General features: G+C 62.0%; 13 protein-coding genes and 1 tRNA gene. 5 read left to right on the plus strand and 9 right to left on the minus strand.

Going from position 1 to position 12345, the window contains the following annotated elements:
• Positions 1-252 precede the first annotated feature (252 nt).
• Positions 253-324: transfer RNA gene (locus tag HL657_RS12335), tRNA-Arg, on the plus strand.
• A gap of 82 nt (positions 325-406) precedes the next feature.
• On the opposite strand, the gene HL657_RS12340 is transcribed toward HL657_RS12335, so the two are convergent.
• Positions 407-1924 (minus strand): transglutaminase domain-containing protein, encoded by a 1518-nt coding sequence (locus HL657_RS12340; RefSeq protein WP_317297114.1) that lies wholly within the window; start codon positions 1922-1924, stop codon positions 407-409.
• Positions 1925-2067: 143 nt separating this feature from the next.
• Positions 2068-3897, minus strand: coding sequence for a PAS domain S-box protein (locus HL657_RS12345; protein ID WP_317297115.1), 1830 nt, complete (start codon positions 3895-3897; stop codon positions 2068-2070).
• Between the two features lie 364 nt (positions 3898-4261).
• On the opposite strand from HL657_RS12345, the gene HL657_RS12350 reads away from it, so the two are divergent.
• Positions 4262-4924 carry a peptidase associated/transthyretin-like domain-containing protein gene (locus HL657_RS12350; protein ID WP_317297116.1) on the plus strand — a complete coding sequence of 221 codons (663 nt, stop codon included), beginning with the start codon at positions 4262-4264 and terminating at the stop codon, positions 4922-4924.
• A 48-nt stretch (positions 4925-4972) separates the two neighbouring features.
• Here HL657_RS12350 and HL657_RS12355 read toward each other — a convergent pair whose 3' ends face one another.
• The 3 genes from HL657_RS12355 to HL657_RS13475 all read right to left on the minus strand — a co-directional run bounded on the left by HL657_RS12355 (position 4973) and on the right by HL657_RS13475 (position 7083).
• Entirely contained in the window at positions 4973-5149 is a 177-nt protein-coding gene (locus HL657_RS12355; RefSeq protein ID WP_317297117.1) for a hypothetical protein, read from the minus strand.
• A gap of 238 nt (positions 5150-5387) precedes the next feature.
• Positions 5388-6965, minus strand: a complete 1578-nt coding sequence (locus HL657_RS12360) for a sodium:solute symporter family protein (RefSeq protein WP_317297118.1) — start codon at positions 6963-6965, stop codon at positions 5388-5390.
• Positions 6955-7083, minus strand: a complete 129-nt coding sequence (locus tag HL657_RS13475; protein ID WP_342606854.1) for a symporter small accessory protein — start codon at positions 7081-7083, stop codon at positions 6955-6957. The genes HL657_RS12360 and HL657_RS13475 overlap by 11 nt, the downstream gene beginning before the upstream one ends.
• 385 nt (positions 7084-7468) lie before the next feature.
• Between HL657_RS13475 and HL657_RS12365 the strand changes: the two genes are divergently transcribed.
• From HL657_RS12365 to HL657_RS12375, 3 genes are all read left to right on the plus strand, one after another.
• A complete protein-coding gene (locus tag HL657_RS12365) occupies positions 7469-8428 on the plus strand; it encodes a nucleoside recognition protein (RefSeq protein WP_317297119.1) in 960 nt (319 codons plus the stop codon).
• A gap of 185 nt (positions 8429-8613) precedes the next feature.
• Positions 8614-9105: an SRPBCC family protein gene (locus HL657_RS12370; RefSeq protein WP_317297120.1), complete on the plus strand. Its 492-nt coding sequence runs from the start codon at positions 8614-8616 to the stop codon at positions 9103-9105.
• A gap of 150 nt (positions 9106-9255) precedes the next feature.
• A complete protein-coding gene (locus HL657_RS12375) occupies positions 9256-9402 on the plus strand; it encodes a hypothetical protein (RefSeq protein ID WP_317297121.1) in 147 nt (48 codons plus the stop codon).
• On the opposite strand, the gene HL657_RS12380 is transcribed toward HL657_RS12375, so the two are convergent.
• The 4 genes from HL657_RS12380 to HL657_RS12395 form a co-directional block, all read right to left on the minus strand.
• Positions 9389-10633 carry a PQQ-dependent sugar dehydrogenase gene (locus tag HL657_RS12380; protein ID WP_317297122.1) on the minus strand — a complete coding sequence of 415 codons (1245 nt, stop codon included), beginning with the start codon at positions 10631-10633 and terminating at the stop codon, positions 9389-9391. The genes HL657_RS12375 and HL657_RS12380 overlap by 14 nt on opposite strands.
• Before the next feature lie 111 nt (positions 10634-10744).
• Positions 10745-11002, minus strand: coding sequence for a type II toxin-antitoxin system RelE family toxin (locus HL657_RS12385; protein WP_317297123.1), 258 nt, complete (start codon positions 11000-11002; stop codon positions 10745-10747).
• The gene (locus tag HL657_RS12390) at positions 11003-11245 is read right to left on the minus strand and encodes a DUF7557 family protein (protein ID WP_301678351.1); all 243 of its coding nucleotides are present in this window, start codon (positions 11243-11245) and stop codon (positions 11003-11005) included.
• Positions 11246-11498: 253 nt separating this feature from the next.
• Positions 11499-12335, minus strand: a complete 837-nt coding sequence (locus tag HL657_RS12395) for an SDR family oxidoreductase (protein WP_317297124.1) — start codon at positions 12333-12335, stop codon at positions 11499-11501.
• Between the last annotated feature and the right edge of the window lie 10 nt (positions 12336-12345).

Genomic DNA, 12345 nt, shown 5'->3' on the forward strand with positions numbered 1-12345 from the left:
CTGCATCGTCCCCGGTCCGGGGGGCTGCTCCATCCGCAGCGCCCTTCATCCCGCTCCTGCGGATGAATGGCCCGGATCACGCCCTGAAAGTTCTCCTCAGCGGTCGAACCGGGAGAGACCTCCTCTTTGAGGAGTTAAACGCAATTCCTCACGCATCACGCGCGATACCCCGGGCAGACCGCACCCCCGTCGCGGCCCGGTGCCGGAACATCCGTTTGCCTTTTATACAAGGCAGATCAACATGATATGGCAGTCTCGGTAGGGTAGTGGATATCCTGAAAGCCTCCGGAGCTTTCGACCCGGGTTCGAATCCCGGCCGGGGCGCTTTTTGCTTTTGTGTTTCGGTTTTTACAATGCAATCCTGGACCGCAGGTCCGTTCCACCGGGTAAAAATGAGTGACGGGTATCAGTCAACAGCCACAAGGCTGATACTGAAGAAGTCCGAGCAGAAGAGATTCAGGTCGTAGTCTGCCGTATCGGAGACGACCGCCGGGCTCTGCAGGACGATCCTGAAGACGACGGCGTCTTCCGGCAGGGGCGGGTCCATCGGGGCGTCAACGTTCTTCTGGATGACGAGGCGCGCAGGATCGAGGTTTGCGGCGTAATAGTCTTTAAACACCGTTCGCTTTTCGTCGGGGATAGTGACCCAGTCAGTTATCTCGGCGACCGTCAGGTCGTTCGGGACCCAGCCGTAGCCGGGCAGGTAGTATTCCGCCCAGAAGTGAGTGCCGGGCGTCTCGGAGAGAAGCATCTGGTAGCCGCCGATGGCGCGGGCGGGGATCCCGAGTGACCGGCAGAACGCGGCAAAGAGCATGCTCTGGGTGCCGCAGTCGCCATGACCGGTCTCGAACATGTAGGTTGATTCAGCGACCCCGGGCTCCCGGACATCGAGCGAACCGTGCGGGACATGGCTGTAGGGATAGGTCTCGATGATATGATAGTAGATCTTCTGTGCCTGCAGGTGCGGGTTCGTCTCGTTCCCGACGATCTCCCGTGCCTTCTCCCGGACAGCATCCGTGACCTCGATGTTCCTCTCCGATGTCGTGTACAGCAGGTACTCAGGATCGCTCGTGTCGTACTCCCCGACCTTTGCCGGATCGATATCCTCAAAGATCTGCTCGTAGGAGATGAACGCGATATCCGCCGAGAGGACGAGGTTTCCGTTGACCGCCCCGGCCGGGATCTCGTAATAGACGTAGCCGATGGCGCCCGTGGTCACCGGACCGGCGACGATGAAGTCGGAGCACGAGAGGTTGGTGACGGTGACGTTTCGCTGCGACTCCGTCTCGACCGGGAGCGGGAACCAGATCTTCATGATTCCCGACGAGGGGAGCGCTTCGAACGGGATCTCGAGCCGCTCGACGCCCTCGTAGCGCACCGGGTTCACATACGGCCTGTTCTCTGAACGGTTCTCAGACCAGGCGTACCGGGCGATGTAGTCGAAGTCGAGAGTCGTCGCGGTCGTCTTCCTCATTTCATCGAAATGCGCGTAGAGGTAGTCGCCGGCGACGTCGTAGAAGTAGAGCGTCTCGTTCTCCGAGACGATCTTCTGGGCACGGTTCTCCAGCCAGCCGGTTACGTTCTCGTCGGTGATGCCGGGAACCTTCTCCCGCAACGCCGCTTCTGCGGCCGCGGTGTCGAGCGGATACTCCATGTATGTCCTGTTCGCCCGGAACATGGCGTTCCTGGCTGTTCTGGCCTTATCCGGATCGCCGGCATCGGCGTAGAGGGCACAGGCCTCCGCGAAGCGTTCTTCGGCGACACGGTAGTTGGCGGCTCCATATTCGGCGAGCCCCTGAGCGTAGGCCTCGTCGGCCGGTGCAACAGGATCGGACTTCTCTTCCGTTGCGGCGCTGCATCCTGCCGCAAAAATGAGAAAAAGGGCGAATATAACCGCAGAAAAGGTGATCGCAGTGGATCTCATAGTAGAGAGAACATGCGGATTGTAGAAAATCATTTTCTTTTTTATCGAAACGTTTTTCAGGGAGGTTCGGGATTTTAGTATTCTAAGGGGGGTGCTCGGAAATTCCGGGATCGAAGGAGGCCAGGATAGCCGCTACAGCCCTTCTACACCCGCAGCGAGGCTTCAGGCACGGCCCGCGCCTTCGGCTCCTCCCCTAACGCCGTTTTGAGCGTGAGCCGGAATGCTGCCCCCGCATCCGTGGCGCCCGGCACCCGGTCCTCCACCCAGATGCTCCCCCCGTAGCGGGTAACAAGCATCCGCACGATGTACAGGCCGAGACCCTTGCCGCTCTTTGACCCCTTCCCCTTCCGGAACCGGGAGAAGAGCGTGGGTTTTACCTCGTCGGGTATGCCCGGGCCCGTATCCTCGACCGAGACCAGCACCTCGCCGTCCTGCTCCTCGACCCGGATCGCGATCGCGACATCGGGCTCCCCGAACTTGATGCTGTTGCCGACGAGGTTCGTGAAGACCTCCGGGAGGAGATCGTCGGCGAGGACTGCAACCGATCTCCCGTCGTACCAGATATCGGCATCCGGGTGCTGCCGGATCTCGGCCCGGATCACCGCATCAAGGTCGACAGGTTTCAGGGGCGGGGCCGGCGGGCGGAGACGCCGGATCGTCGAGACGTTCTGGATGATCTCGATGCTCTGGCTGACGGCTGACCGGATCTTCTGCATCATCTCCCGGTTTTTTCCGTCCAGGTCTTCGGCGAGGAACTCGCTGTACCCAAGCGCTATCGCGTTCGCGTTGTTGATGTCGTGGACCATGATATCAAGATACAGGTTCGCCTCCTCGTTTGCCGCGAGAATGGCGTCCTCAGCCTCTTTGCGCTCGGTGATGTCCGTGAACGTGACCACCGCCATGAACGGGCTGCCGCCCGCGCCGCGGACGAGGGTGCCGCCGTAATTGAATACGCGCTCCCGGTCGGCCCCGATGCGCCGGGTACGCACCTCCATGTCCCGGATCTGCTCCCCGCGCAGGATGCGGGATAGGGGCCACTCCTCCACCGGGAGGATTGTCCCGTCCAGCGTTGCAAACTCAAAATGGTCGGCGAGCTCGTTCACGTTCCGGGGAACATCCTCAAGGCCAAGCAGTCCGAAGGTCTCCCGGGCAGTGCGGTTCCACTGGAGCGGGTTGCCGTCGAGGTCGAAGACACCCAGTCCCTCGTTCAGGTTCTCGACGATCGTGCGGAGCTGGGCCTCGCTGTTCCGGAGCGCCTCCTGTGCCCTGATCCGGTCGGTGATATCCTTTCCCGACCCAAGAACCTCGATGACGCGGCCGCCGGTGTCCCGCAGGACAGTCTCTTTCCAGATGAGCGTGCGCTCATCGCCGCTCTTCGTCACGATGACGTTCTCGTCCGTCCCGGGTGCCGGGAGGGTCCCGGATGCCGCCATCCGCATGAACGTCTGCCGGCCCTCCTCTCGGTTGCGCTCCGGGACCGCCACGTCGAACCAGTTCTTCCCGAGCAGTTCCTCCTCACGATAGCCGAGCAGCTCGCAGCCACGCCGGTTGATGAGGCCGATGGTCTGGTCTGCGTTGATGACGACCAGCAGGACAGCGGCCACGTCAAGATAGCCCTGCGCCCGGTCGCGCTCCTTCTCGGTATCCTTCTGCTGCCCTCTCAATCGCTCAGAGAGCCAGGCGATGACGATTGCGACCACGACGAACATCACCGCACGCCCGTAGTCGTTGACGGTTCCGACGTCGGTCCTGAGGAGGAAGTGGCTGATCAGGACCAGCCCGCCGAGGAAGAAGGCCACGCTGATGCCCCTTCTCCCCCACCAGAGTGCGGCGAGGATGATGGGTATGTAGAAGAAGTGGGAGAAGACGGCCCCTACCGAGAGGACTGCATGAAAGTAGTAGGTCAGGACAACAGATATCCCGATCAGGATGCCGACGATGAATATACGGATGGTCTCGGGCAGTGGTGCCATAGCAGGACGCCTCCCGTCCAGGCTCTATTTTTATATCCACCATGCAATAAAAGTCACTGCATACTTCTATCTGTGGTCCGGGGGGGGAATAATTTCCTGTTCCCGGATTCCTGATCACCGCCCTCAGGCCCTCCGGAATGTCGTCAGGCACCGTCGTGAGGACGCAGGGTGCCGGGGATCGGGCACGGGCGCGTTCCCGCCTGGCCCGCACGTGGACGGTATGAAACCGCCGCAGTTTTGCCGGAAGTTCCACATTTCCACAGGAAATTGCGTTCGTTATCGTATTTACGCTGCTCTAATTAAGAAAAGTTTATACGTCAGGGGATAAGTTATTAGTAAAGCGGAGGCTTTTATGCAGAGTGCTATGCGCAATCTTCTGATCATTTCTCTCATCGCCTGCTTCCTTGTCCTTCCTTCGAGTGCTCAGCCACCCGTAGGCGGGGACAACGGATGGTACGCAGTCAACTGTAACGTGAATGGAGCCGACGTCTACTTCGACGACGAATTCAAGGGCACGATCGAGGACAGCGTGCTGTACGTCCCGGTCTACACCACCGGTGCACCCTACCAGACGTTCCGTGTCGAGAAAGACGGCTACACCACCTACTACGGAGATGTCACCTCGGTCCCCGGAAAGGGAGAGGTCTTCGACCTCTACGCAACCCTGAACCCCGCCGCGCCCCCCGCCCCGATCGGCGGCGATGTCGGCTGGTACACCGTCCACGTCAACGTTGACGGCGCAACGGTCCAGTTCGACAACGAGGTCAAGGGTACCACCAGCCAGGGTGTCCTCTCCGTGCAGGTCTACGTGACCGGGACACCCTACCAGACCTACACCGTGACCAAAGAGGGCTACCTGCCCTACACGGCGGCCATCAACCAGTATCCCGCCGCAGGGGAGACCGTCGATCTCTACGCGGACCTGAGCACCGCGCCCCCCACGCAGCAGGCGCCCCTCTCGCCGGCCCTTGCCGGCGCCGCCCTGCTGATCGCCGGGCTGGTGCTGGTTACCGGGAGAAAGAACTAACCTTCACTCTTTTTTGTAACCTCTGACTGGCAGGGATGGCCCTACGTCTCACTCTCGCATGTTTCTCGCTCCCGCGAGAACGATGAGGTTCCCCGCCGCCCCGCCGCCGAAGATGGGGATGAGCTGGCCGAAATAACCCGTTCCCGCAAGCACGAGCGCCGTAGCGATGATAACTCCCGCCCAGATGATCACCGTTCCGAGGATTGCTGCATTCCATGCTTTCATGGTTATCTTACGGGGAGGTGGCGGGCGTCCTGATATATCTTCCCGGACGATACCCGTACGGGGGAAAGGTCCGGCAAGACATTTGTTTTCGTTGCCGGTTGTCGATCCTCCAGGAAGTCGGAGTGGCCGCGGAACATCTGTGCATCGATTCTGTTCTCCGGTTCACCGACCACTAAAAGCGCAGGCTCGTTTCCCTGAAAGGCCCGGCGGACTCTTTTAAAAAAAGATAGGGCCACCATCAGGCAGCCTCGACCGGGCCCTCCAGAGCTACCTCATGGCGGTCGAGCGCCCACCCGACCAGCAGCGCGGTCGTCGAGAGGGGGAGGGCGATGACGAGCGGGTCCACGTCCTGCCACGGGGCGGAGAGAACCGCCGGAACCCCGAAGAGGAGGTTGGAGAGCCCGAGCGCCGCCGACTCCTTGACGTGGACGAAGGCCGTCCACGCGAACCAGGCGACCGCTCCGGTGACGAGACTCATCTTTGCCGCCTTTAGCGACGGCCTGCTGCTGTACATGGCGTGGGCGTAGGCCGGCAGGAACGCCGATGCACAGAGGCCCATGAACATCGCCGTTGCCCGGGCGATGATGCTGCCGGGCATGACAAAGGCGAGAACGACGCTCACGACGATCATGGCGACGGTCGCAATCCGGATCGGCCGCATCGTCGCCCTCTCCGTTCCGGTGCGCCGTATGACGTCGAACCCGAGCGACGTTCCCATGGTATGAAAGAGGGAACTGAGCGTGGACATCGCGGCGGCAAGGAGCGCCAGCATGAAGACGACGACGAAGAGGTCCGGCATCGACGTGTTGATGAAGTTCGGGATGATCGTGTCGACGTTGCCGTCGGTTGCCGCCGCGAGAGCGATCACGCCCTGGTTCTGGTAGAAGTAGACGTTCGTGAGCGCCCCGACCGTGAAGGCGACCCCCGTCATCATCAGGATGAATGGCCCGCCGACGAGAACCGCACGGTTCAGCGCCCGGCTGTCCTTGACGGTCATGAACCGGACGACCAGCTGGGGCTGTGCCAGCACCCCGATGCCGACCCCGAGAACGAGCGTCGTCACCAGCGTGAGCCAGATGGACGACCCGAACGCCGGCATGGACGCCCACCCGGTCAGCCCCCCGGCGGCGAGCGCTTCCGGGACGAGGTCGGACATCGCGGCAAGGGCGGTATGCGCCTCGACAACCCCGCCGAGCTGGACGTAGGTGAGCGCGAGGAGGATGGTCATCCCGACGAGCATGATCCCGCCCTGCAGCGCGTCGGTGTACATAACGGCGATGAGCCCGCCGAGCACCACGTAGAGGGCGACGATCGCCGCGAAACCGAGGAGCGCGGTGGTGTAGGGGATCTGCAGCGTGCTCGTGATGAACTGGGCGCCGCCGATCAGGATCGCCGCCGTGTACAGCGGCATGCCGAGGACGATGACGAGTCCTGCGGCATACTGCATGAACGGCGACCCGTAGCACTTCCCCATCAGGTCGGGGAAGGTCACGGCACGGAGTTTGCTCCCGATCCGGCGGGTCCGTTTTCCGAAGAAGACGAACGCGATGAAGATCCCGAGCCCGATATTGAGGACGGTCAGCCAGATCATCCCCATGCCGAGCTGCGCTGCAACCCCGCCGAACCCAACGATGGCGGAGGTGCTGATGAAGGTCGCGCCGTAGGAGAGGGCGAGAACCACGGGATGGATCTTCCTGCCGGCAACCATGTAGTCGTCGCTCTCTTTCGTCCGGCGGTATCCGAGGTAGCCGAGGCCGATGATGAGGACGAGGTATACCAGCGTCATTCCGACGAAGATGCCGGTATCAACTGCCATCCCGTTGCTCCTCCACGCCGTTGTTCCAGTTCAACAGGCCGTACACTAAGCATGCGAGCGTAAAGACGAGCGCAAGCAGATACCCAACCCAGATCGCGGGATCAGTAATGCCGAACATAACAAACCACCTGGCGGTAACGGAAAAACCGTTACGTTACACGGGAACTCAGCAGAAGGGCCGGTTCCCTATCTAAAGAAGAATGCGTTCTGCGCAAAGACGCAGTTCTGCACTGGCGTGCAATAGGACTCTAAATCGTTGCCAATCATCGAGTACCTAAACACCATCTAGATCCATTGTATTTAAACCATCCGATTTTCTGGCACCTCAGGCGGAGGGAGATCGCACCACTGCCGGATTTCTCCAATCCTGAAGCCCCGATTTCGGTACGGGCCCCGGCAATGGTGGCCGAGCGCGCTCCCGGGCATCCAGAACGGTGATATGCACGGACGGCGTACCGGATGTTGTTTCGGGGCGGGTCAAAAGCCGTAAGGCGAGGTGAACCATGGACGGCACTGCAGAGATCGTTTCGGCGGCACTGGGCCTCTCGTTCGAACTCCTGGTTCGGACGGTCCCGATCGTCGTCGCCGGCGTTTTGATCGCCGAAGTCCTGATTGCTCTCCGGATCACCGACAAAATCGCGAGCGTCGCCTACCCGGTCACGACGTTCTCCCACCTCCCCCGGGAATGCGGGGCGAGTTTCCTCCTGGCGTTCGTCTCGCCGCAGGCGGCGGACGCGATGCTCGTCGATTATCACGACAGGGGGATGATCGGGAGGGGCGAACTCGTCGTCGCGGCGCTCATCAACTCCTTTCCGTCCGTCGTGATGCACTGGCGCTACCTTATTCCGGTCTATGTGCCGCTGCTCGGGGCCTTCGGCCTGATCTACTTCGCCATACTGATGGGTATCGGGTTTCTCAAGACCGGGATCGTCATGGTGGCCGGGAGGGTGCTCCTTCCCGGGGTTCCAGCGTCCGGGCCGCCGGAGAAGCCCTCAGGGAAGAGGTTGTCCCTTCGGGAGGCGCTCTCTGCCGCAGCCCGACCGGCCGCAAAGACCCTCCGCCGTATCCTCGGGATCATGATCCCGACGATCGTCATTGTGGCGTTTCTCATCGAGATGGGCGTCTTCGACGCCGTTGCCGTGTACCTGGAGGGCGCGAGCAGGCTCTTCCCCATACCGCCCGGGGGGCTTGCGATCATCGCCGCGAAGTTCGGGTCGTACGTCGCCGCGGCAAGCCTTGCGTCGGGTCTGCTCGCGGCGGGCGATATGTCGGGCAGGGAGATCGTCATCACGCTGCTCGTGGCGAACCTGCTCACCAGCGTCGTCACCTACCTGCGATGGCTCGGGTCCTTCTACATCGCGATCTTCGGACCGAGGCGGGGCACCGAGATCATGCTCCTCTCGGTCGCTCTGCAGGACGGCCTTCTGCTGGCGGCGATCTTCCTGCTGGCCTGGTTCTGGTGAGAGAAAGGAGGCACGTATCCGGACGGGAGCCTCTGCCCGCACCCGGGGCATACCGCGGAAGTGCCGCATCTCAGGAGGCATTTCCCGGTTTTGCTGCATTCGTGGTTGTCTTCACCGGCGTACCCGTGACAGGAAGATTTTTCATGGAGAAGCGATGAAGCCCGGGAAAATCGGGGGACGATGCAATGGCAGAAACAAGTCTCATCGCTGAACCGGGAAAGCAGGAGATTATCATTTCGCGGGAGTTCGACGCGCCGCGAGACCTCGTGTTCAAGGCGTGCACCGACCCGGAGCTGATATCGCAGTGGTGGGCGCCGGAGGGCATCACGACCACGGTCGAGAGGATGGACGCGAAGCCGGGCGGCACCTGGCGCGTCGTCCAGCGCGATGCCGAGGGGAACGAGTTCGCGTTCCATGGCGTATTCCACGAGGTTACGCCGGAGCAGATCGTCGACACCATCGAGTACGAGACCATGCCGGGCCATGTCACATTCGAGACGGAGACGCTCGAAGACCTTGGCGGCGGCAGAACAAAGCTGACGGATCACCTGGTCTTCCAGTCGGTCGAGGACCGCGACGGGATGCTCCAGTCGGGGATGGAAGAAGAGATGACCGGGCCCCTGGAGCGCCTTGCCGGACTTTTGCAGTCGCTGAAACAGGCTGCGTCGGCACGATAGGTGCGGAGCAGCCGGCCCCGGCCCCGAACGGTTTTCGTGCAGGGTGTTGCCGCGGGCCTCCGGGCAGGATACCTGCGCCACCTCACCCGGAGCATCGCCGATGGGTTAATAACCACCCGGCCGTCATAGGGCTCGCAGGGTGAGCAATCTATGGAAGAAGCAGAGCAGATCCGGTCGGAAATCCTCGTCGAGCGTGTTTTTGACGCCCCACGCGGCGGCCACTTCGGCGCCATGGAAGATCCGGAGTTGCTCGCAAACGGTATACGTGCTCTCTTCCGCACCATTATGCAGGGTTAGCGTCTTTCCCGTGCCTATCGTCCGGCGCCGGCACGATCCGGTAGACCCGGCCCGTCTCCCCGGCCGGCCCCCGGCTCTTCGAGGTCAGGACGTAGAGTTCGTGCTCCGCGTCCTCCCCGAACGCGAGGACGTAAGCTCCGATTGTCCGGCTCCCGGCCACCTCGATCTCGGTAAACTCCCACATCCTCCCGGGGTCTTGTGGCGGCGTCGCGGCAAAGATGATCCCGTCGCCCTCGGCCCCGGCCCGGTTCCACTCCCCGAAGATGTAGCGCCCGGCGAGCCCGGGGATTGCCCTCCCCCGGTAGACGTATCCGCCGATCACGACCTGCCCGATGCCGCCGGGCTGTTTGGCGTTCGGGTACTCGATGATCACGTCGACCAGGGGCTCGCCGCGCCGGCCGGTCCGGGGCACGTCCTGTGGCGACTCGCGGGGGTTCTCGGGGTCGAAGGCATGGTTGCCCTCTCTCAGGTTCCAGCCGTGGTTGCCGCCTGCAACGATGATCTTCACCGACTCCCAGAGATACTGCCCGGCATCGGCGGCAAAGAGCCGGTGCTCCCCTCCGGCGTCGAACGTCATCCTCCACGGGTTGCGGAGGCCATAGGCGTAGATCTCGTCCCGCCCTTCTCTTCCGACGAAGGGGTTGTCTCCCGGGATCCCGTAGGGCTCGGGGCCGTCGACGTCGATCCGGAGAATCTTCCCAAGCAGCGTGGTGGTATCCTGCCCGTTTCCTCCGGGCGGGTGGCCTCTCCCGACGTCGTTCGCGCCGCCGCCGTCGCCGAGCGGGATGTAGAGACAGCCGTCGGGGCCGAAGGTGATCGAGCCGCCGTTGTGGTTCGCCTGCGGCTCTTCGACCTCCAGGATCACCCGCTCGGAACCGGGGTCCGCCCGGTCGGGGGTGGAGACGGTAAACTCCGATACCCGGCTCGTGTGGTCCCGGCCCGCCGGCGCACCGTCCCGGAGCGGGGCGCTGTAGTAGACGAAGAACCTGCCGTTCTCCGCGAACCGTGGGTGAAACGCGAGGCCGAGCAGTCCGCGCTCGTCGTAGCCGGTGCGGAGGTCGACGACCCGGTCGGCGATATCGAGGAACGGCTCATCCTGGAGACAGCCGTCGGCGTCAATGATCCGGATGACGCCCGGAAGGTCCACGATGAAGAGCCGCCCGGTCCCGTCATCGGGAGACGCAAGCGCGACGGGCATGGTGAATCCCGCGGCGACCGCCTCAAGGCCCACTCGTTCCGGAGCGATCGCTCCGGGGATATTCTGATCGATGATCCCACCTCAAGGGTGATGGATCGAGCGGCAGCACTTAAAAGTCATCCATAGCATATTCAGGGGAGACTCTCAGATCCTGTCGTACACATTCTCCCGCTTCCCGACCTTGATCACGTACACAATCATGGTCTTCTTTCGTAAGTCCAGAATGACGCGGTAATTCCCCACCCGCAGCTTGAAGTAGGGGGACCCTCGCAGCGGGTGCAGGTGATCCAGGGGGTTGGCACGGGTTCTCTCGACGGCTGCAACGATCCTCGCAGCAGTTTCGCGGGGAAGTTGTTTCAGGTTTTTAAGGGCTTTTTCGGTCCAGATCACCGTATAGGCCATTCAATCGATCCCCAGCTCCAGCTTCAACTCTTCCGTTGTGTATACCCTCCCGGCCTTAATATCCGCAATCGCCTCCTCGATATCACGGATATCTTCATCCGTCAGTTCCTCAGCAGCTTCCTCCAGGGCATCCCGGGTGAGACGGTCGATCACGTCGTTGTACGTCTCCCGGGGGTAGTTTTTCAGTTTATCCAGCCTCCCCTTCACTTCCGGGGTCACCTTGATCGTTGCCTCCACTGCCATACACCATAATACACCATAGGGTAACATCAATCTTTCCGGCCGGAGCAGAACCCGGCACCGCCCTATAGCAGGGGATGCTCGTGACGAACGCCAGGAAGTTCAGCACACTCTGGAACTGCCGCAGGAGCATGACCGCGAAGAGTAACGCCGCCCCGTGTTATGCGGGACAGCGTGGAGATCTGTTCATTACCCGAACCCGTGCAGGCAACCAGATAAGATTGTTACCTGACGGGCCCGGGGCAAAAAGAGAATATCAGAAGTACGTCCCGCCCTTCTCGAACGCTTCCCGTCGCTCGCGTGCCATCTGCGCGAGCCGCTCCTCCGCCTCCGGGATGCCGAGGATATATCCCTTCCAGAGGTCGGTGTAGGGGTCTTCGGGCACGACGATGATCCCCTTATGCTCCGCGACCCGGTCGAGGATGAGCGCCGCCGCTTTATCGGCGGGATACGCATCGTCGGGGATCCTCAGGTCGCCGCGGGCCTGCCCGTCGATACCCTTGTTGAAGATCGGGGTCGCGATGTTCGCCGGGCAGATCGTCGAGAAGTAGAGCCCTTTATCCGCATACTCGTACTTCAGGCTCTCGGTAAGGCCGGTGACGCCGTACTTCGTCAGGGAGTAGAGCGCCTGGAACGGAGGCGGAACGATGCCCGCTATCGAACTGGTGTTCACGACATGCCCGAACCCCTGTTTGAGCATGATCGGCACGGCGGCATGGACTCCGTAGACGACGCTCCAGATGTTGGTGTCGATGATCGCCTTCCAGTCTTCGAGGGTGGCCATCTCGAACGGGATGGTTCCCCCGACACCTGCGTTGTTGAAGAGGAAATCCAGCCTGCCCGCCTCCGCCACCGTATCCTCGATACCCTTCTGCACCTGCTCCTGCTTCGTCACGTCCACGACGAGCGGGCGTGCCCGGTCCCCGTAGGCGGAGAGCTGGCCGGCGGCCGCAACGACCTTCTCCCGGCTGCGGCCGGCCATGTAGACGACGGCTCCCCGCTTTAAGAGTTCTTCGCTGATCGCATACCCGATCCCGGAGTTTGCACCGGTGACGATGCAGACTTTGCCCTTATAGTAATCCGAATTAACCATGATCCTCACC

It is taken from the genome of Methanoculleus nereidis (assembly GCF_032944295.1).
Lineage (GTDB): Archaea > Halobacteriota > Methanomicrobia > Methanomicrobiales > Methanoculleaceae > Methanoculleus > Methanoculleus nereidis.

Excerpts from the sequence above, each read along its gene's own strand:
- HL657_RS12340 (WP_317297114.1), bottom strand. The coding sequence starts at position 1,924 with ATGAGATCCACTGCGATCACCTTTTCTGCGGTTATATTCGCCCTTTTT.
- HL657_RS12345 (WP_317297115.1), bottom strand. The coding sequence starts at position 3,897 with ATGGCACCACTGCCCGAGACCATCCGTATATTCATCGTCGGCATCCTG.
- HL657_RS12350 (WP_317297116.1), top strand. The coding sequence starts at position 4,262 with ATGCGCAATCTTCTGATCATTTCTCTCATCGCCTGCTTCCTTGTCCTT.
- HL657_RS12355 (WP_317297117.1), bottom strand. The coding sequence starts at position 5,149 with ATGAAAGCATGGAATGCAGCAATCCTCGGAACGGTGATCATCTGGGCG.
- HL657_RS12360 (WP_317297118.1), bottom strand. The coding sequence starts at position 6,965 with ATGGCAGTTGATACCGGCATCTTCGTCGGAATGACGCTGGTATACCTC.
- HL657_RS13475 (WP_342606854.1), bottom strand. The coding sequence starts at position 7,083 with ATGTTCGGCATTACTGATCCCGCGATCTGGGTTGGGTATCTGCTTGCG.
- HL657_RS12365 (WP_317297119.1), top strand. The coding sequence starts at position 7,469 with ATGGACGGCACTGCAGAGATCGTTTCGGCGGCACTGGGCCTCTCGTTC.
- HL657_RS12370 (WP_317297120.1), top strand. The coding sequence starts at position 8,614 with ATGGCAGAAACAAGTCTCATCGCTGAACCGGGAAAGCAGGAGATTATC.
- HL657_RS12375 (WP_317297121.1), top strand. The coding sequence starts at position 9,256 with ATGGAAGAAGCAGAGCAGATCCGGTCGGAAATCCTCGTCGAGCGTGTT.
- HL657_RS12385 (WP_317297123.1), bottom strand. The coding sequence starts at position 11,002 with ATGGCCTATACGGTGATCTGGACCGAAAAAGCCCTTAAAAACCTGAAA.
- HL657_RS12390 (WP_301678351.1), bottom strand. The coding sequence starts at position 11,245 with ATGGCAGTGGAGGCAACGATCAAGGTGACCCCGGAAGTGAAGGGGAGG.
- HL657_RS12395 (WP_317297124.1), bottom strand. The coding sequence starts at position 12,335 with ATGGTTAATTCGGATTACTATAAGGGCAAAGTCTGCATCGTCACCGGT.